General features: G+C 72.5%; 19 protein-coding genes. 16 read left to right on the top strand and 3 right to left on the bottom strand.

Translation table 11 applies throughout. The features are described from left to right. The first annotated feature begins 3 nt into the window (after positions 1–3). Entirely contained in the window at positions 4–510 is a 507-nt protein-coding gene (locus OV079_RS45805; protein ID WP_267776249.1) for a DnaJ C-terminal domain-containing protein, read from the top strand. A gap of 195 nt (positions 511–705) precedes the next feature. Here the strand turns inward: OV079_RS45805 and OV079_RS45800 are convergent, their stop codons facing one another. Further along, positions 706–1,782: a VOC family protein gene (locus OV079_RS45800; RefSeq protein ID WP_267776247.1), complete on the bottom strand. Its 1,077-nt coding sequence runs from the start codon at positions 1,780–1,782 to the stop codon at positions 706–708. A 171-nt stretch (positions 1,783–1,953) separates the two neighbouring features. On the opposite strand from OV079_RS45800, the gene OV079_RS45795 reads away from it, so the two are divergent. The 10 genes from OV079_RS45795 to OV079_RS45750 all read left to right on the top strand — a co-directional run bounded on the left by OV079_RS45795 (position 1,954) and on the right by OV079_RS45750 (position 14,295). Beyond that, the gene (locus OV079_RS45795; protein ID WP_267776245.1) at positions 1,954–3,462 is read left to right on the top strand and encodes a L,D-transpeptidase; all 1,509 of its coding nucleotides are present in this window, start codon (positions 1,954–1,956) and stop codon (positions 3,460–3,462) included. Between the two features lie 11 nt (positions 3,463–3,473). Further along, positions 3,474–3,734, top strand: coding sequence for a hypothetical protein (locus tag OV079_RS45790; RefSeq protein ID WP_267776244.1), 261 nt, complete (start codon positions 3,474–3,476; stop codon positions 3,732–3,734). Positions 3,735–3,888: 154 nt separating this feature from the next. After that, positions 3,889–4,527, top strand: coding sequence for a glutathione S-transferase family protein (locus OV079_RS45785; protein WP_267776243.1), 639 nt, complete (start codon positions 3,889–3,891; stop codon positions 4,525–4,527). A 148-nt stretch (positions 4,528–4,675) separates the two neighbouring features. Then, the gene (locus OV079_RS45780; protein WP_267776242.1) at positions 4,676–5,317 is read left to right on the top strand and encodes a hypothetical protein; all 642 of its coding nucleotides are present in this window, start codon (positions 4,676–4,678) and stop codon (positions 5,315–5,317) included. A 13-nt stretch (positions 5,318–5,330) separates the two neighbouring features. Then, positions 5,331–5,801, top strand: coding sequence for a phosphatidate phosphatase App1 family protein (locus tag OV079_RS45775; RefSeq protein WP_338089010.1), 471 nt, complete (start codon positions 5,331–5,333; stop codon positions 5,799–5,801). 182 nt (positions 5,802–5,983) lie between these two features. Next, positions 5,984–8,764: an MYXO-CTERM sorting domain-containing protein gene (locus tag OV079_RS45770; protein ID WP_267776239.1), complete on the top strand. Its 2,781-nt coding sequence runs from the start codon at positions 5,984–5,986 to the stop codon at positions 8,762–8,764. 100 nt (positions 8,765–8,864) lie between these two features. Next, on the top strand, positions 8,865–9,098 hold the full coding sequence (locus OV079_RS45765) for a hypothetical protein (RefSeq protein ID WP_267776238.1): 234 nt from the start codon (positions 8,865–8,867) through the stop codon (positions 9,096–9,098). Between the two features lie 30 nt (positions 9,099–9,128). After that, positions 9,129–11,708 carry a DUF4215 domain-containing protein gene (locus tag OV079_RS45760; protein ID WP_267776236.1) on the top strand — a complete coding sequence of 860 codons (2,580 nt, stop codon included), beginning with the start codon at positions 9,129–9,131 and terminating at the stop codon, positions 11,706–11,708. A gap of 237 nt (positions 11,709–11,945) precedes the next feature. Then, positions 11,946–13,178 (top strand): LLM class flavin-dependent oxidoreductase, encoded by a 1,233-nt coding sequence (locus OV079_RS45755; RefSeq protein ID WP_267776235.1) that lies wholly within the window; start codon positions 11,946–11,948, stop codon positions 13,176–13,178. A gap of 247 nt (positions 13,179–13,425) precedes the next feature. Next, positions 13,426–14,295, top strand: coding sequence for a PDZ domain-containing protein (locus OV079_RS45750; protein ID WP_267776233.1), 870 nt, complete (start codon positions 13,426–13,428; stop codon positions 14,293–14,295). Positions 14,296–14,343: 48 nt separating this feature from the next. Here the strand turns inward: OV079_RS45750 and OV079_RS45745 are convergent, their stop codons facing one another. Next, positions 14,344–15,075, bottom strand: a complete 732-nt coding sequence (locus tag OV079_RS45745) for a DUF5131 family protein (RefSeq protein ID WP_267776232.1) — start codon at positions 15,073–15,075, stop codon at positions 14,344–14,346. 248 nt (positions 15,076–15,323) lie between these two features. On the opposite strand from OV079_RS45745, the gene OV079_RS45740 reads away from it, so the two are divergent. Further along, entirely contained in the window at positions 15,324–16,025 is a 702-nt protein-coding gene (locus OV079_RS45740) for a hypothetical protein (protein ID WP_267776231.1), read from the top strand. A 93-nt stretch (positions 16,026–16,118) separates the two neighbouring features. Beyond that, entirely contained in the window at positions 16,119–16,562 is a 444-nt protein-coding gene (locus OV079_RS45735) for a YqaA family protein (RefSeq protein WP_267776230.1), read from the top strand. Between the two features lie 229 nt (positions 16,563–16,791). Here OV079_RS45735 and OV079_RS45730 read toward each other — a convergent pair whose 3' ends face one another. Next, entirely contained in the window at positions 16,792–17,772 is a 981-nt protein-coding gene (locus OV079_RS45730) for an ABC transporter ATP-binding protein (protein WP_267776228.1), read from the bottom strand. A gap of 110 nt (positions 17,773–17,882) precedes the next feature. On the opposite strand from OV079_RS45730, the gene OV079_RS45725 reads away from it, so the two are divergent. The 3 genes from OV079_RS45725 (at position 17,883) to OV079_RS45715 (ending at position 26,219) form a co-directional block, all read left to right on the top strand. Continuing rightward, positions 17,883–19,298, top strand: coding sequence for a DsbA family protein (locus OV079_RS45725; RefSeq protein WP_267776227.1), 1,416 nt, complete (start codon positions 17,883–17,885; stop codon positions 19,296–19,298). Positions 19,299–19,382: 84 nt separating this feature from the next. Next, positions 19,383–24,656, top strand: a complete 5,274-nt coding sequence (locus OV079_RS45720; RefSeq protein ID WP_267776225.1) for an ATP-binding protein — start codon at positions 19,383–19,385, stop codon at positions 24,654–24,656. Positions 24,657–24,794: 138 nt separating this feature from the next. Beyond that, the gene (locus OV079_RS45715) at positions 24,795–26,219 is read left to right on the top strand and encodes a sensor histidine kinase (RefSeq protein WP_267776224.1); all 1,425 of its coding nucleotides are present in this window, start codon (positions 24,795–24,797) and stop codon (positions 26,217–26,219) included. Positions 26,220–26,307 lie beyond the last annotated feature (88 nt).

The following is a 26,307-nucleotide window of genomic DNA, read 5'->3' as shown; positions in this document are numbered from 1 at the left end:
GCGGTGACGCAGCTCGGCAGCATCTTCGAACCCGAGGCGCCCGGACCCCGCGGACGCGACCTCCACGCCGACGTCACGGTGCCGGCGTGGGCCCTCGGCCTCCCGTTCCCGTTCGAGGTCCGCGTGCCGCTCGACCTCGCGGCCGAGGGCGGATACGCGCGCCGCACCGTGTCCTCGCTCGACAGCGACGACCGCGTGCGCCTGTCGCTGCCGGCCGGCTTCCCCGCCGGCGGGGTCGTGCGCCTGCGGGGCCAGGGCGAGGCGCTCGAGGGCGGCCGCCCCGGCGATCTCCTGGTCCACGTCGAGGTCGACCGCCGCCGCGCCGAGCCGCCGCCCGAGGTGAAGCTGGCGCTGGCGGCCATGCCGACCCCCGCCCCGCCCGCCGAGGCCGACGGCGGCGCCGCGGTCACCTACCGCCTGCCGGTCCAGGGCCCGTCGCTCGACGCCAACACCCTGACCTGGATGGCCGCGCTGCTGGCCCTGGTCGCCGCGGCGATGATGTTCGCCTGAGCTGTCCGCAAGGGCATGTCCGAGCGGGCATGTCGCTCCGGACAGGCTCATTTGGACATGGCTGATTCGACCTGTCCTGAACGCCATCTCCATGACCCGCGCGCCGCGTCGGCCGCGGGCACCTGGTCGCGCCGTCACAGCCTCCGGGGGCGCGTCGGTGCCCGGCGAGACGGCGTGCGGCAGGCGACCACGCCGTCACCGCCTCCGCCTTGCTCGGAGGCGCACATACCTCCGCGGAGATGCAGGCTCGGGCGCGCCGTCTCCCTGTCTTGCACGACAGGCACGCCTCGCCTCGCCGGGCTCGCGCTCACGAGCCGAAGTAGAAGCCGACGTACAGCCCGAGGTACACGGTGTGCGACATGGGCCGGCCCTTGGCCGCCGGCATGAAGCCGATCCAGCCGAGCTCGGGGCCGATCGAGAAACCGCCGCCGCGGGTCGGCCGGCGCTTCGCGGCCCTGGAAAGAACTCGTAGCGGACCGCCGCGGTGAACACCGCCCCGCCGAAGCCCGAGCGATCCGTCCGGCGCGCCTCGCGGACCGCCCCGCCGCCGGCGCCGAAGCCGGCCCGCAGCGACAGCGGGATCTGCTTCTTCGCAGCCGGATAGAACCCGAAGTCGACCAGGAACGCGCCCTGCAGCAGGCGCTGGCGCGGGTCGGCGCTGCGGTAGGCGAGGTTGCCGGAGATCTCCACGCCGATGCTCAGCCAGGGATAAATGACCTCGCCGACCCGCAGCGTCGCGCCGCCGCCGACGAAGGGGTTCGGCGTCGGGAAGTCGTTGACCCGCGCGAAGCTGATGCCCGGGCCGAGCGTGCCGCCGACGTAGGTGCCGTCGACCCGCGGCGGCTTCTCGCTGGCCGGGCGCGCCGGCGGCGGGGTCTCGGCGGCCGTCTCGACGGCCGCCGCGTCGCCCGGGCCGTCGAGCTTGCGCTCCGATCGCGAGCTGTCCTCGGGGTCAGCCTCCGGCCCCTCCGCCTCCGCAGAGCTGTCCGAAGGAGCAGGTGCCGCGGGGTCGCCGGGCGCCGCGGGTGAGGTGGACTTCGCGGTCGGTGACCCGGCCGTGGCTGCGGCCGTCGATGACCCGACCGTCGGTGCGGCCGCCACCGAGCTGTCCGCAGGGACAGGTGCCGGCGCCGCGGGCGCGGCGGTCGCGACCTCCGCCGTCAGCGCGACGACCACCGCGATCGCCGACGACCCGAGCCGCGAGGCGCGACGCGCCGGTGCGAGGGCGGGGGCGGGCGCGAGTCGCCGGGGCGGCGCGGGGACGAAGGTCACGGCGGAGAGCATGGACGAGCCCCTGCGTTTGGAGCAAGCGGGTTGCCACCGCGGGGCCGCACGGCTATCGTCCGCGGCACCTTCGGCGACATGCAGCGCAGGCGGCTCATCGAGGGCGTCGGGAGCTTTCTCTGCGGCGTCGTCCTCTCAGCGGCGGTGTACGAGACGGGCTTGCGCCAGCCGGGAGGCGGGTCCGAGCAGGCCGGCGACGGCCCCGAGCCGGTCGTCGATCCGGCGCCGACCGAGGGCCCCGAGGCGCCTGCGATCTCCCCCGCCGGTGAGCCGGCCGAGGCGCCCGCGATCGCCGCGGACCCGCCGGCCACGCCCGGCGACCCGTTCACGCCCGACGCGAGCGGCACCTTCACCGCCTTCCCGGCCGTCTACGCCGCGCCGCCCGAGTGGACCCCGGAGCTCGACGCGAAGAACCCCAAGCACGGCCTCGTCACCGGCCTCGCCGCGCTCGTGCGCGAGCGGACCGAGCGCGACGCCCCGATCCTCGGCATCCTGCGCGCCGGCACGCGGGTGCGCACCGACGCGGAGCTGAGCTTCGGCGGCGGCTGCACCAAGGGCTGGCACAGGGTCTACCCGGCCGGGTGGATCTGCCTCAACGCCGGCCTCGAGGTCGGCGACGCCCCGCCCGACGACGGCCTGGTCGCCACGCCGCGCCCGCGCCTCGACGCCGCCATGCCCTACGAGTACTGGCGCGTCTCGCACGACGGCACCCCGTTCTTCCACCGCCTGCCCGGCTTCAGCGAGCAGGACCAGGCCGACATGGCCGCCAAGACATGGCTTTCGGAACATGGCCGAACGCTCATGCCGACCACGCCGGCCGACCGCCCGCCCGAGGTCCCCGCGGTGGTCAAGGAGTACCTCAACGCCGGCTTCTACGTCACGGTGGCCGGCGAGGCGGTCAAGAGCGAGCGCAAGTTCCTCCGCACCCTGCGCGGCACCTTCGCCCGCAAGTACCAGCTCGAGCAGCGCGAGGGCTCGACCTTCCAGGGCCTGGTGCTGCGCGGCGAGGAGGACCTGCCGATCCACTGGATCGTGCGCGAGACGCCGCTGCAGCGCCGCTCGGGCGAGGGCGAGGCGCTCGTCAAGCTCGAGGACAAGAAGCCGGTCCGGCGCTCGCGCTACCCGTTCGTGCGCAAGGTGACGATCGGCACCGCCCGCTTCTACGAGGACGCCGAGGGCAACCTGTTGCCCGAGTACGCGGTCGGTCAGTCGTACAAGCTGAAGCGCCCGCCCGGCATCGGCCCCGACGAGAAGTGGGTCCACGTCGACCTGTCCGAGCAGACGCTGGTCGCCTACGCCGGCGACCGCCCGGTGTTCACCACCATCGTGTCGACCGGCAAGGAGCCCGGCATGACGCCGGTCGGCGTCCACCGCCTGCAGAGCAAGCACATCGCCACGTCGATGCGCGACCAGCCCGTCGAGGACGACGCCTACTCGATCGAAGACGTCCCGTGGACGCAGTACTTCCACAACAACGTCGCGCTCCACGGCGCCTTCTGGCACGGCGGCTTCGGCCTGGTGCGCAGCCACGGCTGCGTCAACCTGTCGCCGCCCGACGCCCGCTGGCTGTTCGGCTTCACCGAGCCCGCGCTGCCCGACGGCTGGCACTCGGTCTCGCCGGCGACCGGCGCGTTCGGCAAGGGCTCGGCGGTCGTCGTCACCGAGTGAGCCGCGAGGCGTTGGGGCGCGCGTTGCAGCTCGAGCTGCAGCAGCGCGCCGCGGCCGGAGCCGGCGTCGCCGAGTTGGTGGCGCAGATCTGCGAGGCCTGCGAGGCGCGAGGCGAGGTCGCCGGCCGGTTCTTCGTCGCCCGCGTCATGATCGCCGCGTTCGCGCTGCCGCTGCGCCTCGCCCACGATGTCGCCGCCTGGTTCGAGGATCGCGCGGCGCCCTGCGAGGCGCTGGACCGCGAGCTCGCGCCTCACCTCCGCTCGCCGCGCTGAGCCCGGTGTCGTCGTTCTCCCGACCTCGTGCGCGCGACGGCGCGAGAACGGCGTCGCTCGGTCCGCGGTGTCGCTCGGGCGCCAGCGCGGACACGCCCGCGGCGCTCGTGCTACACATGGCACCCATTTCCGCGAAGCAGGAGACGCGAGTTCCATGAAGGTCTACGGGCACCCGATGAGTACGTGTACGCGCAAGGTCCTGATGACGCTGGCCGAGAAGGGCCACCGGGCCGAATTCGTCATGGTCGACATCATGAAGGGCGAGGGCCACAACGCCGAGCACCTCGCGCGGCAGCCGTGGGGCCAGATCCCGGCGTTCGAGGACGACGACGGCTGGCAGATGTACGAGTCGCGGGCGATCTGCCGCTACCTCGACGCCAAGCTCTCGGGCCCCTCGCTGATGCCGGCCGACCTGCGCCAGCGCGCCCAGGTGGAGCAGTGGATCTCGATCGAGACCTCCAACTTCACCGGCCCGGCGATGAAGATCATCTACAACCTCGTGTTCGGCAAGTTCTTCGGCAAGGACCCCGACATGGCCGCCGTCGAGGAGGGCCGCAAGGGCGTCAAGAAGGCCGTCGCGGTGATGGAGCGCCAGCTCGAAAACCGCAACTTCCTGGTCGGCGACGGCCTCACTCTGGCCGACATCTTCTTCATGCCGTACATCGAGTACCTCGCCGCCGCCGGCGAGCTCGGCCTCATCGACGCCAGCGAGCGCGTCGGGCACTGGTGGCGCCGCCTCAGCGAGCGGCCCACCTGGGCGCAGGTCATCGGCCGGACCAACGCCGCCTCGTGACCCTTCGGGCGCCCCACCCCCGCGCCCGTCCAGGACGGCCGCGTCCGGACATGTCCCTTCGGACATGCTCGACGCGGCCGTCGCCGCGCGCGCCGTCAGCGTGAATGTCTCTTCGGACATGTCCTCCGCGACACCCGCTCCCCCGACCATGCGCTCCCTCCTCCCCGCCCTCGCGCTGACGCTCGCCGCCGCCGCCTGCGATCCCGCGCCGCAGAAGGCGCCCGAGCCGGCAGCGACGACCCCTGCGCCCGCGGCTCCGGCCGCGCCCACCGGCGCCGCCTCCGACCTCAAGTCGGACGAGGACCTGCGCCTCTTGCCCGCGGTCGCCGTGCGCGACGGCGACGGCTGGCGCGTCCACCTGCGCGCCTGGGTGTTCGAGCCCGAAGAGGGCTCGTGGCGGCGCGGCGCCGCGGTCGCGGCCCTCGTGTCCGCGCTCGAGCTGCCGCCCGGCAGCGAGTCGAGCGAGGTGTTCCGCAAGCGGGCCCGCGCCTTTTTGGTCGACAACGAGAGCGGCAAGCAGGTCGTCGTCCGCATTTCTTCCAAAGAACACACCCTCGAGGTCACCGGCGCCAACGGCCACAGCGAGACCACGCTGCACCTCGCCGATGCCGACCTGCTCGCAGCATCGACCCCCGTCGCCGCCGTCCTGAAGCCCGGCGACACGCGCAGCTTCACTGGCACGATCGTCCGCCTCGACGCCGCCGGCGTCTCGGTCGTCTCGGACGTCGACGACACCATCAAGATCAGCGAGGTCCGCGACAAGCAGCGCCTGCTCGAGCGGACCTTTTAAAGAGTTCGAGGCGGTGCCGGCGATGGCCGCCGCGTACCAGCGCTGGGCGGCGGCCGGCGCCGCGTTCCACTACCTCTCGGCCAGCCCGTGGCAGCTCTACGACGCGCTGCTCGACTTCACCGGCGCCGCCGGCTTCCCGGCCGGCAGCATGCACCTCAAGCTGTTCCGCCCGAAGGACTCGAGCTTCTTCTCGCTGTTCCAGGACCCGCGCGAGTACAAGGCCCCGCTGCTGCGCATGCTCCTCCGCGGCGCGCCGGGCCGGCGCTTCGTGCTCGTCGGCGACTCCGGCGAGATGGACCCCGAGGCCTACGGCGACGCCTACCGTGAGTTCCCCGACCAGGTCGTCGCGATCTACATCCGTGACGTCACCGACGAGGGTCGCGACGCCCCACGCTACCGCACGGCCTTCGCGGGCGTCCCGGAGGCGCGCTGGCAGATCTTCACCGACGCGGCGGCCCTGCCGCCGACCTTGCCCGGAGGATGACGGCCCGGCGCTTCGGTTGACGGGGACTTGCGGGCGCGGCTAGCGTGCTTTGCCAGGAAGTCCATGTTCACTCGTCTCCTGAGCTCCGCCAGTATCGTCGCGATTCTCGCCTTTTCGCTCCCGGGCGAGGCCATGGCCCGCCGCGTCGAGCCGGGCGCCTGGCAGCCCGCTCCGGGGTCGGGATGCGCCAGCAGCGAGCGGTCGACCTCGGGGGCGCCCCGCCGCGCGTCGCCGCGGCCGCCTGGCGCCGCCTCGCCGCCGAGCTCGGCCCGAACGCCCAGGCCATCTGGGACGCCGACACGCACGTCCCCACGCGCGCGTGGGGCCTGGGCCTGCCGGCCGACGGCGCCCTCGCCTCTAGCCTGGTCGCCCGGCGCGTCGCCAGCGACTTCCTCGCCGCGCACCTCGACCTGCTGGCCCCCGGCGCCCGCATCGACGACTTCGAGCTCGTCGGCGACGACCTCTCGGCCGGCATCCGCAGCCTCGGCTACGTCCAGACCTACCACGGCCGCCGCGTCGTCGGCGGTCAGCTCAGCCTGCGCTTCAAGCACGACCGCCTCGCCCTGATCGGCAGCGAGGCCCCGCCGCACGTGCGAGCTGTCCTCACGGACAGCCCGATCGCCGACGACCTCGCCCGCACCCGCGCGCTCGAGTGGCTGCGCGCCGAGTCCCCGCGGGCCGCCGCCGGCGCGGTCTCGGCCCCCGTCATCCTCCCGCTCGTCGGTTCCGGCCCGATCCGCTACGTCGAGGCGCGCGCCGTCGACGTCACCTCCGACCAGCCCCTCGGCGGCTGGACCGTCTACGTCGACGCCGCCACCGGCGCCCCGCTCGCGCGCGTCTCGAAGTTCGTCTCGGCCACCGGCACCGTCCTCTACCACGTCCCCGAGCGCAGCCCGAGCTTCGGCGAGCGGGTGCTGCGGCCGGCCCCGTTCCTCGACGTCACGATCGACGACGTCCCGGCCACCACCGACGCCGCCGGCCTCGTCGGCTTCGACGCCGCGACCGTGCAGATCGGCCTCGGCGTGCGCGGCGAATTCGTCCGCATCATCAACAAGGCCGGCGAGCTGGCCAGCCAGGTCGTCGCGCTCGACGAGGGCAGCGAGGTCCAGTGGAGTGGCGCGGACGACCCGCACCTCGACGCCCAGCTCACCGCCTACGTCGCCGCCAACGCCGCCAAGGAGTACGTGCGGGCGATCGCCAGCGAGCCGCTCGCCTGGCTCGACGGACAGGTCAACCTCACCGTCAGCGACAACAGCGGCGCCTGCAACGCGATGTCGAACGGCGACGACCTGTTCTTCTACGACGGCAACGAGAACTGCGAGAACACCGCGCGGATCCCCGACGTCGTCTACCACGAGGCCGGCCACAGCGTGCACAACCAGTCCCTCATCCCGGGCGTCGGCCTGTTCGAGGGCGCGCTGTCGGAGGGCATCTCCGACTACCTCAGCGCCACCATCACCGGCGACCCGGCCATGGCCCGCGGCTTCTTCCTCGACAGCCAGCCGCTGCGCGACCTCGACCCCGACGGCTTCGAGTGGCACTGGCCCGAGGATCGCGGCGAGGCCCACGACGAGGGGCGCATCATCGGCGGCACCTTGTGGGACCTGCGGACCGAGCTCGTCGCCGAGATGGGCCAGGCCGAGGGCGTCGCTCACTCCGACAAGATCTGGTACGAGTCGATCCGGCGGGCCAGCGACATCCCGACCATGTACCCCGAGGCGTTGTTGGTCGACGACGACGACGGCGACCTGTCCAACGGGACACCTCACGGCTGTCTCATCGACCAGGTGTTCTACAAGCACGGCCTGGTCGGCGCCGCCATCCTCGGCGGCAAGGTGCGCACGCTCGCGGCCGAGGGCGACGGCAGCGTCCCGGTCGCGCTCGACATCCAGGCCGCGCAGAGCTCGTGCATCGACCTCGCGCCGACCGGCGCCACCCTCGAGTGGCGCGTGCGCGGCACCGCCGACTTCCAGGAGGCCGCCATGACGGCCACCCCGGAGGGCTTCGCCGCCTCGCTCCCGCCGCAGCAGGACGGCACCGTGCTCGAGTACCGCGTGATCGCCGACCTCAGCGACGGCACCGACACCCGCTTCCCGGCCAACCAGGCCTACCCGTGGTACCAGCGCTACTACGGCGAGGTCGTGCCGATCTGGTGCGAGGGCTTCGAGGGCGACGTCTCGGCCTGGACGCTCGGCAGCGAGTGGGAGGTCGGCGCGCCGCAGGGCAAGTCGGGCGACCCCGGGGCCGCGTTCGCCGGCAGCAACGTCGCCGGCATCGACCTCGCGAGCGACGGTCGTTACTCGCCGCAGCGGGTCATGAACCTGACCGGCCCCGTCGTCGAGCTGCCGCCGGGCTTCGCCGTCTACCGCCTGCAGTACCAGCGCTGGCTCAACGTCGAGGACGCCTACTTCGACCGGGCCGAGATCCTCGTCAACGGCGAGCTCGGCTGGCGCAACTTCAACAGCATGATGGGCGACAACAACAGCGACGTCCATCATCGCGACAGCGAGTGGAGCTTCCACGACGTCGACATCACCCCGGTCACGTTCTCCGGCACGGCGCAGCTGACCTTCCGCCTGTCGTCCGACGGCGGCCTCGAGCTCGGCGGCTGGACGATCGACGACGTGTGCATCGTCGGCGTCGAGGAGGCGCCGCCGGCCGTCTGCGGCGACGGGGTGATCGCCGCGGGTGAGGGATGTGACGACGGGAATTCCGAAGACGGTGACGGATGCAGCGCGACGTGCAGCGTCGAAACGCCGGAAGACCCCACGGAAGGGGCGCCAGGCACCACTGGCGGCGAAGACACCGGCTCCGACACCGGCGCCGTCGACGACACTGCGACCGGCGGTGGAGCGAGCGAAATGGGCGGTTGTGGTTGCCGCAGCGCGGGGGGCGCGGGTGGCTCCAGCGCATGGATGCTCGTCCTTGCCGGACTCGGTTGGCGGCGGCGGACGCGGCGCTGACCGACGTCCGCGCTCCGCGCTTGACGGCCTGCTGAGGAGCGCGTAAGCGAGTAATGTGCGTTTAAAGAATATTGCTGCGGGTAGTGTTTCGGCGACGATCGTGACAGCGCTCTGCTGGCTCGCTCCGGAGCGAGCCGAAGCGTTCGTCCCGCAAGCAGGCCGGCGCGCGGGCGTCGAGCTGAGCGCCGGCGCCGGCAACAGCGTGAGGTCCTCGCGGGCGGTCCTCCACGCCGCCCCGCCCGCGGCCGAGGCCGCGTATCGCCGCTTCGCCGCCGCGCTCGACCCCGGCGACGTCCTGTGGGACCGCGCCACCGGCGTCCCGCTGCGTCTGTAGGGGCTCAAGGGCGCAGCTGTCCCGCGGGCCATGTCCGGCCGCGACCTCGAGCTGCACCACGCCCACGACCTGCTCGCGCGCCACCTCGACCTCCTCGCGCCCGGCAGCGAGGCCGCCGACTTCGTGCTCGTCGGCGACGACCTGTCCTCCGGCATCCACAGCCTCGGCTTCGCCCAGCACTACAAGGGCCGCCCGGTCCTCGGCGGTCAGGTCAGCTTCCGCTTCAAGGGCGGCCGGCTGGCGATGATCGGCAGCGAGGCCCTGCCGAAGGTCCAGGCTGTCCTCACGGACAGCCCCGTCCCCGACCCCGTCGCGCGCGAGCGGGCCCGCGAGTGGATCGCCCGCGACGGCAGCGACGCGCGCGCCGACCTCGTCGAGGGCCCGTTCATCCTCCCGCTGGTCGACGACGACCGCGTCCACGGCTACCGCGAGGTCCTGCGGGTCACCGTGCACGCCACCGCGCCGATCGGTCGCTGGGCCGTCTACGTCGACGCCGCCACCGGCGAGCCGCTGGCGCGCGAACAGCTGCTGCGCTTCGCCTCCGGCAACCTCAAGATCAACGCCCCGGTGCGCGGCCCGAACGGCCAGCGGCTCGACTTCGCGGCGGCCAACCTCGGCGTGGTCGTCAACGGCGCCGCCGCGGTCACCTCGATCACCGGCGCGGTCAGCTTCGCCGACGGCGGCCCGGCCAACGTCGCCACCACCGTGCTCGGCTCGTTCGTCGCCGTCGCCAGCGACGCCGGCGCCCCGGCCGCGACCCAGCTGACCCTTCCGCCAGGTGGTCAGGTCACCTGGCTCGCCTCGAGCGACGAGTTCCTCGACGCCCAGCTCACCACCTACGTCCACGCCGACCGGGTCAAGCAGTTCGTCCGCGCGATCGCCCCCGACTTCGCCTTCCTCGACCAGCAGATGCCGGCGATCGTCAACATCGCCGACATTTGCAACGCATTCGCCGACGGCGAGACGATCAACTTCTTCCAGTCCGACGCGCAGTGCGAGAACACCGGCCGGATCGCCGACGTCGTCTACCACGAGTTCGGCCACAACGTGCACTTCCAGGGCATCATCCCGGGCGTCGGCTTCCCCGAGGGCGCGCTGTCGGAGGGCATCTCCGACTTCCTGAGCGCGACCATCACCGACTCGCCCGACCTCGCGCCCGGCTTCTTCAAGGGCAGCGACGGCCCGCTGCGCGAGCTCGACCCGCAGGGCTCCGAGTGGCACTTCCCCGAGGACAACGGCGAGATCCACGACGGCGGGCGGATCATCGGCGGCGCGCTGTGGGACCTGCGCAAGGCGCTGCGGAACAAGCTCGGCGCCGGGCCCGGGGTCACGCAGGTCAACAAGCTGTGGTTCGAGTCGATCCGCCGCGCGGTCGACATGCCGAGCATGTACCCCGAGGTCCTGCTGGCCGACGACGACGACGGCGACCTGACCAATGGGACACCCAACGAGTGCGAGATCAACGTCGCCTTCGACGCCCACGGGTTGGTCGGTCCGTCGGCGGTCAACGCCGAGGTGTTCACCGCGGCGCCGACGCCCGACGGCATCCTCGTCGACCTGGTGGTGTCGGGCGAGCAGAAGCCCTGCCTCAACCTGAGCCCGCTCGGCGCCGAGCTGCACTGGCGCGTGCGCGGCGAGGAGCAGAGCGGGATGGTGCCGATGAACCCGAGCCAGAGCGGCTTCGCCGGCATCATGCCGAACGTCGGCGACGGCAAGGTGCTCGAGTACCAGGTGCGCCTCCTCCTGCAGGGCGGCACCACCGTCACGTTCCCCAAGAACCCGGCCGACCCGACCTACGAGCTCTACCTCGGCCCGGTCACCAACATCTTCTGCGAGGACTTCGAGTCGGGCCCGGGGCCGCAGGGCTGGCAGCTCACCGGCGACTGGGCGTTCGGCCCGCCCGCCGGCGGCCCCGACCCGGGCGCCGCGTTCAACGGCAGCAGCGTCGCCGGCAACGGCCTGGCCCCGCCCGGCACCTACGAGAGCTTCCTCGAGAGCCACATGCTCGGGCCCGTCATCAACGTCGCCGGCCACAGCACCGTGCGCCTGCAGCTGCACCGCTGGCTCGAGGTCGAGGACGCCACCTTCGACCAGGCGCTCGTGCTCGCCAACAACAGCGAGGCGTGGACCAACGCCAGCAACGCCTCGGGCAACCTCCACCACCTCGACGGCGAGTGGCGGTTCCAGGACATCGACCTCACCCCGTTCGTCGTCGACGGCCAGGTCCAGCTCGAGTTCATCCTCGAGGGCGACGAGGCGCTCGAGTTCGGCGGCTGGAACATCGACGAGCTGTGCGTCGTCGGCACCGGCTCCGTCACCCAGGGCGTGTGCGGCGACGGCATCATCAGCGGCATCGAGGCCTGCGACGACGGCAACCTCGACGCCGGCGACGGCTGCAGCCCGAGCTGCACCATCGAGTCGGTCGACCCCACCACCGGCCCCGGCCCCGTGTTCACCGTGACCGACACCGACACCGACACCGACACCGACTCGGCCACCGGCGGCGGCGACAAGGACACCGGTTGCGGCTGCAATCAGGGGGCAGGAGACCTCGGCGCAGCGATCCTCGCCCTCGCCGGCCTCGTCGTCCTCCGCCGCCGTCGCTCGTAAAACCCGCCCCCGCGCTGCCACGAATCGCCCCCGCGGCGATTCGTGGCAGTCCACGAGAGACAACACCGCGAGCCCGCGCCGATCGGCCGGGCTCGCGTCCTGCCGCCGCAGCGCGATCACGAGCCCGATTTTCCAGCAGCCTGAGCCTTGGATCCGGACACCTGACCGCTATCCTTGTCCCTGCACTATTTGCGCAGACCGAGGCCGGGCCGCGCCCGGGGGACGAGGGAGGTTGTGATGAAGCTGGACATCTTCACCGAGATTCAAGACCCGCGGCCATGGACGCCGGACCACGAGCACCGCCGGATCATGGAGGCGCTCGAGCAGGCCAAGCTGGCCGACGAGATGGGCTACGGCACGTGGTGGCAGGTCGAGCACCACGGCGGCGAGGAGTTCAGCCTGTCGTCGGCGCCGGAGATCCTGCTGACCGCGATCTCGCAGCACACGAAGAACATCCGCCTCGGCCACTCGGCCGCGCTGGCGCCGTACCGCTTCAACCACCCGATCCGGATCGCCGAGCGGGCCGCCTTCCTCGACCACCTCAGCAACGGCCGCGTCGAGCTCGGCCTGGCCCGCTCGACCATCCCCGAGTGGCGCACCTTCAACATCGCCGCCGAAGAGGCGCGCGACCAGATGCAGCAAGCGTTCGAGATGATCCCGAAGATGTGGACGCAAGAGCGCTTCTCGTGGAAGAGCCAGTACTTCGACATCAACAACGTGCCGATCGTGCCCAAGCCGCTGCAGAAGCCGCACCCGGCGCTGTGGCAGGCGTGCTCGTCGCCGGCCTCGTTCGAGCAGGCCGGCCGCAACGGGGTCGGCGCGCTCGGGGTCACGCTGTGGGCCCCGCCCGAGCAGGTCAAGGCGTGGATCGACCTCTATCGCAAGGCGATCGCGGAGTGCAAGAAGCCGGTCGGCGAGTTCATCAACGACAAGGTCGCCTTCTTCACCTTCGTCCACTGCGCCGACACCGACGAGGAGGCGATGCGCAACGGCGCCGCCACTGCTGCGGCCTGGTACACCAACCGCTCGTTCACCTTCTTCGAGGCCAAGGAGCAGTTCCTGCAAGTCGCCGCCGAGCAGGAGCGGCGCCTCAAGGACCCGGCCGGCAGCGCCCTGCTCGGCCAGTTCCTCAATGACGAGAAGGCCCGCAGCGGCGGCCGCGTCAACCGGGCCCAGATCGTCATCGGCCGCATCATGCAAGGCGAAGAGGTCTCGCCCGAGGAGGTCTATGAGGCCCTCTCCGAGCAAGACTCGCTGATCGTCGGCAGCCCCGAGACCTGCCTGCGCAAGATGCAGGTCTACGCCGACCTCGGCATCGACCGCCTGATGTGCTTCCAGCAGGTCGGCCAGCTGCCCCACGACAAGGTCATGAAGAGCATCCGCCTCGTCGGTGAGCTCATCCCCAAGCTCGAGGGCAAGTCCCAGCCGACAGTCCTCCACGGGGAAGGCTCGCTGTCGGCCCAGGTGTGACCCGCCCGCGCGTCCGCGCTCGCCTGCGGCCCGCGGGTCTCGGACCGGCCTCGGACGCGCGATGAAGGTTTATTCATATTCTTCTGGCATCGGCCAAAAACGGGGGCAATCTCAACGGAGCAAAGGACATCGCCGTGCAGCGCTCCCTGCTCTCCGCTCTGACCCTGTCGCTCGGGCTCTGTGCCTGCGGCCCCGAGCTCAACCCGCCGCGCCCGCCCCCGCGCACAGCGAACTGGCGCCCGGCGGCGTGTGGGTGGCCTACAACCTCGGCTGTGAGGTGGGCTGCGAGGAGATCAAGCGCGGCGACCGGATCCTCGCGATCGACGGCCGGCCGGTCTCGAGCGGGGCGGAGATCGATCAGATCGATCTGGCCCGCGACGAACCGCTGAAGCTGCAGATCGCCAAGTACGGCTCGAACGAGATCCGCGACGTCACGATCGTCGCCAAGCCCAACGAGCTGCTGCCGCCGATCGCCGCCGCCCCGCCGATGTTCACCGTCGGCGCCGACGCCCTCGACCGCGCGCCCGACTGGGCCCGCAGCAAGCTGTTCGGCCACGCGATCCCGGCGATCCGCTTCTACCGCGCCGACGAGCCGCGCGGCTACGTCAACGGCCGCGAGCTGTACGGCCGCGCCGCCCTGCTGGTGATCTGGGAGCTCCCGCCGATGATCGAGGAGTACCGCCGCTCGCTGGCCCTCGCGCCCTCCGTGTACGCGCACCTGCAGCAGTTCAGCGACGAGCTGGCCGCCGCCGGCGTCGACAGCTACTTCATCACCGACTTCCGCGCCGAGCCGGCGATCCGCGACATGCTGCGCCAGACCGCCGACCCCGGCCCCGACGGCTTCATCCCGATCTTCCAGCTGTCGTCGTCGCCCACCAACGGCTTCACCGTCGGCCTCGAGGGCTCCGCCGCCGACATCCGCGAGGCGATGTTCGACTACTCCCGCGCCCCCGTGGTCGTCATCTTCGACCGCCGCGGCATCGTCCGCTTCCACACCCGCGGCTTCCCAGCCGGCCCCCAAGACACCCTGTCCGTCGCCATCGACTTCGCCCTCCACTCCCTCACCGACGCCCCCTCGCTCAACGCCCTGGCATCGGTCCCGTCAGGCGCGCAGTGATCCTTTCTCAAAGGACATGTCCGATCGGACATGCCTGTCCAAACATGTCTAATGCCGCAGGTGCGGCAGCTCGTCGAAAGTCCGGCCGAGCAACGTTCGGCCGTGGCGGCCCTTCTGCACCCCGCCCCACTGCTTGAAGAAGAACGGCACGCCGGCGTCGCGCGCCTGCTCGAGCAACGAGACGACCCACTGTTCCTGCATCGGCCGCGCTCCCGGCCCGCTCTCTCCGCCGACGATGACCCAGTCGATCCCGCGCAGGTCGACGCGCCCGAGGTCCTCGAGCAGCGGCTCGACCGACAGGAACCGCAACGCGGCCGGGGTCGCGCGCAGCACGTCGATGCGCGGCAGCCCGTACTTGCGATCCTCCACGCTGACCCCGAGCCAGATCTGCGGCTGCTGCACGAGATCGCGCGGCAGCGCGGCGCACACCGAGCGCATGCGCCCGGCCCGCTTCGTCAGCACCTGGTACGTGTGCCAGGGGGCGCGGTTCATCGTCTCGAACACGCTCCGGATGAACTCGACGGGCACGCCCTCCTGGAAGAGGTCGCTCATCGAGTTGACGAAGATCCGCCGGCTCTTCCGCCAGCGCAGCGGCTCCGCGATCTTCTCCGGCACGAGCCGCAGGTCGAATCCCTGGCCATACGGATGGTTCGGCAGACCGCGCCAGCGCTCGGCGAAGGTCTCGGCGTAGCAGTGCTTGCAGCCCGGACTGATCTTGGTGCAGCCCCGCACCGGGTTCCAGGTCGCGTCGGTCCACTCGATCGCGCTGCCGTCGCTCATCACCTCGCGATAGCACAGGCCCGCGATCGGCAGGAGGCGCCAGCGAGCTGAGCAAACGCGCAAACTCGCCTTGGGCCATGCCAACCCGTCATGGCCTCGGTCGGATGAACGCGGCGCCTGCTTTCCTTTACGTGACGCGAGCCCGCCGCGCAGGCATCATCGCCGGCCATGCTCGCTGCGAGGAGACCCTCGTCGCCTCCGCCGGCGGGCGGCTCCCCTTCTCACATTCTCGCCTCACAAAGCCTGTCATGCGCCGTACCCTCGACCTCACCGCCACCACGCTGCTCGCCGTCACGCTCACGGCCTGTCCCGGGACCGACAAGACGACGGCCGGCGACGCCACCAGCGACGCCTCGACGACCGGCACCACCGGCCCGACCACCGGCACCACCGGCCCGACCACGGGTCCGTCCACCGAGCCGCCCTCGACCGACACCGACACCGACACCGGTGAGCCGAGCGCCCTGTGTCCGGAGCACACCGCCGCCGACGCCTGCTGCTGCTTCGAGGCCCACGTCAACCTCTCCTCCACCGTCGAGAACGTGTGCGGCACCACCAGCCTGTGCCCCGCGGTGGAGTTCGAGTGCAGCGAGATCGACGAGACCTGCACCGCCGCCGACGAGGCCGCCGTGGACTGCGTGCTCGCGGCGCTGTCGGCCGGCACCATGATCGGCGCGCTGACGATCCACTGGGACATCGACAACGGCTACGGCCAGCGCAAGATCGACGTCTACCTGCAGGGCGATCGCACCGCCTACGTGGCCCACAAGGAGGAGCTCGACGCCAGCGGCTTTTTCGAGCCGGTCGGCCTCTACGACCTCCGCGAGGCCGCCCACTTCGACGCCTGCCGCGCCGAGGCGGACCTCCAGGCCAAGGCCGACTGCCTCGAGACCGTCGTCGAGGGCGAGGCCAGCGAGGTCTGCATCGAGTCCTTCGCCTACGAGACCTGACCGGCGATGCCCGCGCTCTCGCGGCCCTCGCGGCGAGCGCGGCGTGACGACCTCGCGTGACGCGAGCGGCGCGGGCGGGCATCCTGCTCTCGCGTGCCCGACTTCGCCGCCCTGCTCCCGCCCGCCGAGGCCTCGCTGCTCGCGCTGCTGGTGGCCAGCTTCCTCGCGGCCACGCTCCTCCCGCTCGCCTCCGAGGTCTGGCTGCTCGCGTTGCTGGCCGCCCGGCCCGACCTGTGGCCCGCCGCGCTCGCGGTCGCGACCGTCGGCAACACAGCCGGCAGCCTCACCACCTACGCGCTCGGTCGCCTCGGCCGGATCGCGGTCGACCCCGCCGCGCTCGCCTCGCCGCGGGCCGCGTGGCTGCGGCGCCGCGGCCCGCCGGCCTTGCTGCTGGCCTGGCTCCCGTTCGTCGGCGACGCCCTGTGCGTGCTGGCCGGCTGGCTCGAGTTACCCGCCCTGCCCGTCGCCCTGTGGCTCACCCTCGGCAAGCTGGCCCGCTACGCCGCCCTCGTCTGGCTGTTCTTTCAGGCGACATGACCCTCGGGACAGCCGCGAAGCCTCCCGACCGGCGCCCATCTCGTCGCGCATGACCATCGGCCGGCCGCGAAGCACCCGGGCCTCGGAGGCTCCCACCGGGCGCCCCGCTCTCGCCCGCAGTCCGTCCGCGAGGTCGACGCTCGCCGTGTCGGACAATCTTCACCTCAGGACATGTCTCATGGAGCATGCCCATCCGGACATGTCCCCGAGAACATGCTCCCAAGCGCCTTCAGCTGACCTTGTCGCGCCCGAGGCTGCTGTACACGTCTTCCAGATCGGAGCGGACCTTGGACAGCGAGATGACCTCGACGTCCGCGAGCACCAGCTCCTTGAGCAGATGCGCCGCCCGCTCCTCGCTGCCGTGGATCCGCACACGCAGCAGGCCGCGCTCGTCCTTCTCCGGGTCGGGCTGGGGTTCGCCCTTGTGCAGCGGCAGCACCGCCTCGATCAGGCCCTCGTGCTTGCGCAAGAGCTCGATCGCCCGGACCAGCCCGCGCGTCACCTGCACCTCGTGCAGGCGGCGGCCGACCTCGTAGCGGTTGATGACCTCGTCGACCGGCCCGTGGACCTCGAGCTTGCCCTGCTGGATCACCGCGACCGCGTCGCAGAAGCCGTCGAGCTCGCGCAGGATGTGGCTGCTGATGACGATGCCGACGCCCTCGCCGGCGACCTGGCGCAGGACCTCGCGCAGCTGGCGGCGGGCGAGCGGGTCGAGGCCGTCGGCCGGCTCGTCGAGCAGCAGGAGCTCGGGCCGGTGGACCAGGGTGCGCGCGATCGCCAGGCGCTGGCGCATGCCCTTGCTCATGTCGGAGATCCGCGCATTCGCCTTGCTGGCGAGGTCGAACACCTGGAGGAGCTCGTCGACCCGCGTCTTGGCGATCTTGTCGTCCTGGCCGTAGCACTCGGCGAAGAACGTGAGGTAGCCGGCCGCGGTCATGCCGGGGTACAGCGCGGTGCCGTCGCCGAGGAAGCCGATCTTCTGGCGGATCGCGTAGCGGTCGTCCCAGGCGTCGCGGCCGTCCCACAGCACCGTCCCGCGGTCGGGCTTCTGGAGGGTGGCGAGGATCCGCAGCGTCGTGCTCTTGCCGGCGCCGTTGGGGCCGATGAGGGCCAGCACTTCGCCGGCGCGGATCTCGAGGCGGAGGTCGCGGACGGCGTCGCGGACCCCGTCGTACGAGTGATTGACGTCGACACAGACGACGCGCTGCATGGCCTGGGACTCCCGTGTGGTGGTTCGCGGTGAAGACGCGGCCGCCGCCGGCCGATGTTCCCGCCAGCGTACCAGGCATCGCCGGCCCCTGCGCGGTACACTGCCGGCCGATGCCGCGTCCCTCGCTCCGCACCGCGCTCCTCGGCGCCTCGCTCGCGCTCCTGTCCTGCTCGCGCCCCAAGGCGAGCACCGAGGCCCCCGCGGAGGCGCAGGCGACCGGCGAGAGCCCGCTGGCGCAGGCCGCCGCCGGGCTGCCCGGCTTCGAGACCAGCGGCGCCGCGCGCGACGTGCCCCACGAGCGCTTCTACGTCGAGGTCGGCGACGCGCCGGTGCGCGGGCCCGCCGACGCGCCGGTCACGATCGTCGCCTTCTCCGACTTCGAGTGCCCCTACTGCGAGAAGGGCCACCAGAGCATGCTCGCGCTCGAGAAGGAGTTTTCGGGCCAGGTGCGCTTCGCCTACAAGGCCTTCCCGCTCGAGTTCCACGGCTACGCGCTGGTCGCCGCGCTGATGGCCCGCTCGGCGCTCGAGCAGGGCAAGTTCTGGTCGTTCTACGACCGGATCTTCGGCCAGAAGGGCCTCGACCTCGAGCGCCTGCAGGACGCCGCGCGCGCCGCCGAGCTCGACCTGAGCAAGATCCAGGACGACCTCGAGGCGCTGCGCTGGGGCACCGCCGTGCAGAAGGACCTCCGCCAGGGCCGTCGCCTCGGCGTCACCGGCACCCCGGCCTACTTCATCAACGGCCGCCACATCAACGGCGCCAAGCCGCTCGAGCTGCTGCGCTCGGTGGTCAAAGAAGAGCTCGAGCTGGCGGCCAAGTGGCGCGAGCAGGGCGTCGCGCCGGAACAGATCTACGCCCACGCGATCGCCGACGGCTACCGCGAGGTCCAGGTCCGGCGGCCGCGGCCCGGCCTCAAGCCCGACGTCATCTACCCGGTGCCGGTCGACGACTCGCCGCAGCGCGGCCCGGCCACCGCCCCGGTCACCATCGTCGAGTTCGCCGACTTCGAGTGCGGCTTCTGCGTGCGCGGCCACGACACGCTGGAGAAGCTGCGCCGCCGCTACGGCGACAAGATCCGCGTGGTGTTCAAGCACTACCCGCTGCCGTTCCACAGCCACGCGTTCCTGGCCGCGCGCGCGGCCATGGCGGCCCACGCCGAGGGCAAGTTCTGGGAGTTCCACGACCGGCTCTACGCCGAGAAGGCCCAGTTCGACGAGGCCACGCTGCTGCAGATCGCCAAGGAGCTGAAGCTCGACGGCAAGAAGTTCAAGCAGCGCCTGCACGCCGCCGACGCCGACGCGCGGATCGTCACGGACCAGGACCTCGGCTCCACCCTCGGCGTGCGCGGCACCCCGGCGTACTTCGTCAACGGCCGCGCGGTCGACGGCGCGGTGCCCGAGCTCGAGTTCCGCCTCGTCATCCAGGAGGAGCTCGAGCGCGCGGAGGCGCTGCTGCGCGAGGGCGTGCCTCCGGCCACCCTGTACCACCGCCTGGTCACGCCCAAGACCCCGAGCGGCGGGCGCTGATCGGCGCGGAACCGAGCCCCGCGCGCGCCTGCGAGCCGGCTGCCGACACCGCGAAGCGGTCGCCGATTGGGTGATACTTCCGCGGTGCCGGACACACCGACTGCGCAGCTGCCGGGCGTGCAGCTCCTCGAGGAGGTCGGTCGCAGCGCGCGGAGCGTGGTCTACCGGGCGCGGCGCGGCGACTTCGTGGTGGCCGTCAAGCTCCTGCGCACCGACGCCGGCGGCGACGCCGAGGCCGCGCTGACCTTCCGCCGCGAGGCCGCCACGCTGGCGACGCTGTCGCACCCGTGCGTCGTCCAGGTGTTCGAGATCGGCGACGCCGGCGGCCTGCCGTACGTGATCATGGAGTACGTCGAGGGCCGCACGCTGGCCGCGCGCCTGGCCGCCGGACCGCTGTCCGAGGTCGAGGCGATCCAGCTCGGCGTGCAGCTCGCGGGCGTGCTCGGCGAGGTCCACCGCCGGCGCCTGCTCCACCGCGACCTGCGGCCGCAGAGCGTGGTGTACCCGCCGAACGCCAGCGGCTTCGTCAAGCTGGTCGACTTCGACCTCCGCCTCGACGCCGCGCCGCCGGGCGCCGCCGGGCCCGCGGCCTACCGCGCCCCCGAGCAGAGCGGCATGGTCGGGCGCACCGTCGACGCCCGCTCCGACCTCTACGCGCTCGGGGCCATGCTGTTCGAGGCCGTCTCGGGCCGCCCGCCCTTCCTCGCCCGCGACCCCGATGAGCTGCTGCGCCAGCACGCGGTGCTCGCCCCGCCGCCGCTGCGCGAGCTGGCCCCGCGCTGCTCGCCCGCGTTCGCGGCCGCGGTCGCCCGCCTGCTGGCCAAGGACCCCGACGACCGGTTCCAGTCGGGCGAGGAGACCGCGCGGGCCCTGCTCGCCATCGACGAGTCCGTTGCGACAGGTCCTTTCGGACATATCTCGAAGGACAGGCTCGACGGCCCGCTGGTCGGCCGCGAGCCCGAGCTGCGCCGGCTCGAGGAGGCCCACGCGCGCGCCCGCGAGGGCCTCGGCGGCGGCGTGCTGGTCAGCGGCGAGCCCGGCAGCGGCAAGTCGCGGCTGCTCGCGGCGTTCGCGGCCGCGCGGGCCGCCGAGGGTGTACCTGTCCTCGCGGTCAGGTGCCAGGCCGAGGCGCGGCCGCTCGCCGGCCTGCGCGCCGCCGTCGACCCGCACCTGCGGAGGCTGCGGCCCGACAACACCGCGCTGGCGGGCGGCGACGGCGGCGAGCTGGTGTCGGCGACCGTCGACGCCCTGGCCCTGATCGCCGAGGCCCACCCGGGCGCCGTGCTGTGGGTCGACGACGCCGAGGTCATCGACGAGGCGACCCTGGCCGCGCTGCGCCTGTTGGTCGGGCGGATCGCCGAGCTCCCGCTGCTGCTGGTCGCCGTCGGCCGGTTCGAGCGCTGGGCCGGCGAGCTCGATCGCGACGGCGCGTGCGAGTTCCTCGCCCTCGAGGCCCTGTCCGAGCCCGCGGTCGCGCGCCTGATGGCCTCGCTGCTCGGCCAGCGGCGCGTCGACGACGGCCTCGTGCGCCTGGTCGCCAACCGCAGCGGCGGCCTCCCGCTCGGCGTCATCGAGTACGTGCGCGCCATGCTCGACGGCGGCGTGCTGCGGCCCTACTGGGACGTCTGGCAGGTCGAGGTCGCCGGCCTCGCCAGCCTGCACCTGCCCGGCGACGTCCAGCAGCTCCTGCTGAGCCGCGTCGCCCACCTCAGCGAGCGCACGCGCGACGCCCTGCGCGCCGCCGCGGTCCTCGGCCCCGAGATGAGGCCGGCCCTGCTCTGCCGGGTTTTGGCCCGCGCGCCGCAGGCGGTCGCCCACGCCCTCACCGAGGCCGCGGCCGCGCGCCTGCTCGAGCGCGGCCCGCAGGGCGACTTCAGCTTCGTCCACAACCGCGTGCGCGAGGCCTTGCTGGCCGGCCTGGACGCCGCCGGCCTCGCCTCCTACCACCAGCGCGTCGCCGAGGCGCTCGACGGCCCCGACGTCGATGGCGACGGCCTGCACCGCCTGGCCCACCACTACCTCGCGGGCGACCACTCGAAGCCCGACCGCGCGATCGAGATCTGCCTGCGCGCCGGTCGTCTGGCCCAGGCCGAATCGGCCGACGAGGACGCGTACCGCTACTTCCGCCGCGCCGACGAGCTGCGCGCCCGCGTCGGCCTGCCGCCCGACCCGCGCCTCGACGAGGGCCTCAGCGAGGTGTGCAGCCGCACCGGCCGCCACGACGAGGCCGACGTCCATGTCTCTCGGGCCATGTCCCGAGAGCAAGATCCGCTGCGGCGCGCCCAGCTGCTGCGCAGGCGCGCCCGCGTCGAGCTGTTCCGGCACGAGCACAGGCGGGCGCTCGCCAGCCTGGCCGCCGCGTTCGCCGAGGTCGGCGCGACCATGCCGTCGCGCAGCCCGCTGGCCCTGGCGCTCAGCGCCGTCATGGGCCTCGTGGCCGCGCTGATCGCCGTCACCGGCGTCGGCCGGGCCCCGCCGCCCCGCCGCCCGCGCGCCCTGCTCCTGGCCCAGCTCTACGACGACGCCGTGCGCGTCGCCTACTTCGACATCCGCCCGGCCACCCTGCTGCAGGCCGTGGTCCGCCAGCGCTACTACGGCGAGCGGCTCGGCCCCTCGCCCGAGCTGGCGCGGGCCAAGACCGCGCTCGGCATCGTCTACGCCGCCGTCGGCCGCTCGCACGCCGCCCGCCGCTGCGCCGCCGAGGCGGTGGCGATGGCGGCCGCCGCCGGCGACCGTCGCACCCTCGCGCGCGTCAGCTTCTACGCCGCCGCGATCCACGAGACCTGCGGCGACGTCCTCGCCGCCGAGCAGATGCTCACGCGCACCCTCGCCGAGCACCACCGCTGGCTCGAGAGCTGGGGCCTCGCCTTCACCCACCAGTTGCTCGCGCTCAACCTCTGGGCGCGCGGCCACGACGCCCGCGCGCAGGCGGTCCTGCGCCGCCTCAGCGTCGAGCTCGAGCTCGAGGGCGACCGCACCACCCGCCAGGCGATGGTCCTCACCCACGCCCTGCAGGCCGTCGTGCTCGCCGGCGCCGGCCGCCGCGACGAGGCCCTGCGCCACCTCGGCCAGGCCCGCAGCGGCGGCATCGCCTTCCCCGAGGACCACGGCCAGCTCGCCAACCTCCTCGGCCTCGAGGCCGTCACCCTGATCTTTCTGCACGAGCCGATGGCCGCCGTCGACGACGCCATCGCCCGCCTCGACGCCCTGCCGCTGCGCCCGCGCCAGGTCCCGTACCACGTCCGCTTCGCCTACGCCTTCGCCGTCCACGCCCGCCTCCACCAGGCCCTCGCCGCCCCGCCGGCCCAGCGCGGGCCGCACCTGGTCCGCCTGCGCGCCGCCGTCGACACCCTCGCCCTGCTGCCGAACCACCCGGTCCTGCGCGGCTTCCTCTTGCTTGGCCGATCGGGCATGTCCTGGATGACAGGTCTCTTCGACCATGCCCTTACGGACCTGTCCGAAGCGGAGCAGATCGCGTTCGCCAGCGAGAACCGGTGGCTGCGCTGCGAGGCGCTGCACCAGCGGGCCCACGCCCTGTGCGGCGCCGGGCGGGTCGACGCCGGCCGCCGCGAGGCCCGGGCCGCCGCCGCGCTGGCCGAGGAGCTCGGCTGGCGCCCGCGGGCCGAGGCGATCCGCCGCGCCTTCGACCTCGGCGCCGGCGCCGACCCGCGCGCCGGCGGCGACGGCCACCTCGGCGACGTCCAGGCCGCGCGCCTGCGCCGTCACCTCGACGCCCTGCTCGAGCTCAGCCTCGCCTCCGCCACCGCGCGCGCCTTCGAGGAGCAGGCGCGGATCGCCATCGACGAGCTCGCGCGCCTGCTCGCCGCCGAGCGCTGCGCCCTGTTCCTGTGCGACGACGCCGGCCAGCTCGAGTTCAAGGTCGGCCGCGACGCCCGCGGCAACGAGCTCGCGGCCGACTTCGGGGTCGTGCGCGACGTCGTCGAGCAGGTCCAGAGCACGCGCGAGCCGGTCGTCGTGTCCGGCGAGGACCGCGGCGGCCGCGGCCGTCACAGCGCCATGGCGGCCCCGCTGATCCTCAAGGACCGCATGATCGGCATCGTCTACCTCGACAACCGCCTGGTCCGCGGCGCCTTCACGAGCGGCGACGTCGAGATCCTGTGCGCCATCGCCGGTCACATCGCCATCGCCCTCGAGACCGCCCGCGCCGCCCGCCTCGAGGCCCAGGTCGTCGCCGCCGCGCAGGAGAAGTCGGCCCTGCTCGAGCACGCCACCAGCGCCGTCGGCATCGGCATCGCCGTGCTGCAGCCCGACGGCGAGCTCGCGCGTCACAGCCCGATCCTCGCCGACATGACCCGCCGCTGGCCCTCCGTCGCCGACTGGTGGGCCGGCGCCGCCCGCCAGCTGCTGCTGCCCGAGCCGCGCCCGTGCCCGCACTGCGGCGAGATGCAGTCGCTCGGCCGCAGCGTCGCCGACCTCGTCCAGGACGGCGAGCGCCAGGTGTTCGAGATCACCTTCACCGGCCACTTCCACGAGCTCGACCTCAGCACCCCGGGACATGTCCTTTTGGTCAGCGACATCACCCCGCGCAAGATCTCTGAGGAGAACCTGCTGCGGCTCAACGAAGAGCTGACCGCCGCGCGCGACCAGGCGCTGGCGGCCAGCCGGGCCAAGAGCACCTTCCTCGCCAACATGAGCCACGAGCTGCGGACCCCGCTCAACGCCATCATCGGCTTCAGCGAGATGCTCGTCGAGGACGCCGAGCACCTCGGCAACCGACAGATGGTCACCGACCTCGGCAAGATCCGCATGTCGGGCGCCCACCTGCTCGACCTCATCAGCACCATCCTCGACCTCAGCAAGGTCGAGACCGGCAAGATGCAGCTCGAGATCGTCGAGTTCTCGCTGCAGGCGCTGGTCGCCCGCGTCTCCGCCATGCTCACGCCGATGATCGCCAAGAACCGCAACATGCTGGCGCAGGCGATCCAGGCCGACCTCGACACCATGATCGGCGACGAGACCAAGGTGAAGCAGATCCTCTTCAACCTGCTGTCGAACGCCGCCAAGTTCACCACCGACGGCGTCATCACGCTCGGGGTCGAGCACGAGGTCGACGAGGCCGCGGGGCGCGACGACATCGTCTTCACCGTCGAGGACACCGGCATCGGCTTCCGCCCCGACCAGATCGACAAGCTGTTCCAGGACTTCTACCAGGCCGACATGTCGACCACCCGCAAGTACGGCGGCACCGGCCTGGGGCTGGCCATCGTCCACCGGTTCTGCCGCTTGATGGGCGGCGAGATCGGCGTCTCCAGCGAGCCCGGGATCGGCTCGACCTTCCGCGTCCGGCTGCCGCGCCACCTGGTCGCTGAGCCGCACAACGAGGTTCCCGCCGCCTGACCGCCGGCCGGCGCCCGGCCGCCGGTGCGCGTTGCGCCAGGTCCGCAGCCCCGGAGAACGCACGCAGGGACTTCCCTCCGGCCGCACGGGCGGACGCTGGCCCTCGTGGGGTGCTTTTGGCGACAATGGCGGGGCCAGATGACGGACGCGCCCATCTTGCGGCGGTGGCTCTCGTGGGTCCAGGGGCTCGTCCCGGCGCAACTCCGGCGCGACCCCGTCACGCGTCGTCGCTCGCTGCTCGCGCTCGGCATCCTCGGCGCCAACCTCATCGTCGGCAGCGCCCTCCTGATCCCGCTGGCGATGATCGGCGAGCCGGAGCTCCGCCGGATCGCGCTCGTCAACACCATCGCCTGCCTGCTGCTGATGCTGCTCGGCGTGCTGTTCCTGCGCCGCGGCTCGCTGTGGCTGACCGGCAACTGGATCTGCGCGATCCTCTACGCCGGCTTCGCGTTCGCCACCTGGACCGGCGGCGGCGTGCGGGCCCCGTTCACGATCTGCCTGGCCCTCCTGCCGATGCTCGCCGGCATCATCGCCGGCCGCCGCAGCGGCCTCGCGTGGGGCTGCATCAGCGTCGCCACGCTCACCGCCGTCTACGTCGCCCAGGCCAGCGGCGTCGAGCTGCCCGAGGTCACCCACCCCGAGACGACCGTGCTGCTGGCCTTCGGCGCGCTCGCCGGCACGACGATCCTGGTCACCTGGATGACCTCGTTCTCGGAGGCGACGAAGGAGGCCGCGATCGTGCAGATCGAGCAAGCCTCGGCGCAGCTGGCGGCGGCGATCCAGGAGGAGGAGAAGGCGCGCCACGCCGCCGACCAGGCGATCGCCGCCAACGCCGCCAAGTCGGCCTTCCTGGCCACCATGAGCCACGAGCTGCGGACCCCGCTGAACGCGATCCTCGGCTACAGCGAGCTGGTCGTCGACGAGCTGCGCGACCGCGGCGGCGGCAACGAGGACCTGATCGACGACATCCGCAAGGTCCACGCCTCCGGTCGGCACCTGCTCGGGCTCATCACCGACGTCCTCGACCTCACGCGCATCGAGGCCTCGCGGCTCGAGCTGAGCCCGACCGACTTCGACCCGGCGCGGCTGCTGCGCGAGGTCGCGGAGATCTTCATCCCCCTGGCCCTGCGCAACAACGACGTCCTCACCCTCGACCTCGGCGACGACACGGGCCTCGTCCACCACGACGCCACGCGCGTGCGTCAGGTCGTCATCAACCTGGTCGGCAACGCCATCAAGTTCACGCGTGACGGCACCGTGACGGTGCGGCTGCGCGGCGACCCCGACAAGTTCGAGGTGTTCGTGGAGGACACCGGGATCGGCATCCCGATCGACAAGATCGAGCGGATCTTCGAGCCCTTCACCCAGGTCGACGCCTCGAGCACGCGCCGCTACGAGGGCACCGGGCTCGGCCTGGCGGTGTGCCGGCGCCTGGTCTCGCTGATGGGCGGCGCGATCGAGGTCCGCTCCTCGGTCGGGCGCGGCAGCTCCTTCACGGTCCGGCTGCCGCGGCGTTACACGATCCCCGAGCACACCGCGTCCGTGACCACCAGCGCCTTCTGAGGCGCCGTCCGCACGCACTTTTCTCGGGTTGCGCCCGGCTCGCCGTCCGCCGTTCTCGCGCTGTGTGCTGGGGCACGAGTTCGCGCGT

The organism is Nannocystis pusilla, from assembly GCF_026626665.1.
In the GTDB taxonomy this organism is placed as follows: domain Bacteria; phylum Myxococcota_A; class Polyangia; order Nannocystales; family Nannocystaceae; genus Nannocystis; species Nannocystis pusilla.
Note: the sequence above shows the minus strand (reverse complement) of the source record. Positions and strands in the feature narration are given on the sequence as shown.

Excerpts from the sequence above, each read along its gene's own strand:
- OV079_RS45730 (WP_267776228.1), bottom strand. The coding sequence starts at position 17,772 with ATGCAGCGCGTCGTCTGTGTCGACGTCAATCACTCGTACGACGGGGTC.
- OV079_RS45745 (WP_267776232.1), bottom strand. The coding sequence starts at position 15,075 with ATGAGCGACGGCAGCGCGATCGAGTGGACCGACGCGACCTGGAACCCG.
- OV079_RS45715 (WP_267776224.1), top strand. The coding sequence starts at position 24,795 with ATGACGGACGCGCCCATCTTGCGGCGGTGGCTCTCGTGGGTCCAGGGG.
- OV079_RS45780 (WP_267776242.1), top strand. The coding sequence starts at position 4,676 with ATGCGCTCCCTCCTCCCCGCCCTCGCGCTGACGCTCGCCGCCGCCGCC.
- OV079_RS45785 (WP_267776243.1), top strand. The coding sequence starts at position 3,889 with ATGAAGGTCTACGGGCACCCGATGAGTACGTGTACGCGCAAGGTCCTG.
- OV079_RS45755 (WP_267776235.1), top strand. The coding sequence starts at position 11,946 with ATGAAGCTGGACATCTTCACCGAGATTCAAGACCCGCGGCCATGGACG.
- OV079_RS45760 (WP_267776236.1), top strand. The coding sequence starts at position 9,129 with ATGTCCGGCCGCGACCTCGAGCTGCACCACGCCCACGACCTGCTCGCG.
- OV079_RS45740 (WP_267776231.1), top strand. The coding sequence starts at position 15,324 with ATGCGCCGTACCCTCGACCTCACCGCCACCACGCTGCTCGCCGTCACG.
- OV079_RS45725 (WP_267776227.1), top strand. The coding sequence starts at position 17,883 with ATGCCGCGTCCCTCGCTCCGCACCGCGCTCCTCGGCGCCTCGCTCGCG.
- OV079_RS45770 (WP_267776239.1), top strand. The coding sequence starts at position 5,984 with ATGCGCCAGCAGCGAGCGGTCGACCTCGGGGGCGCCCCGCCGCGCGTC.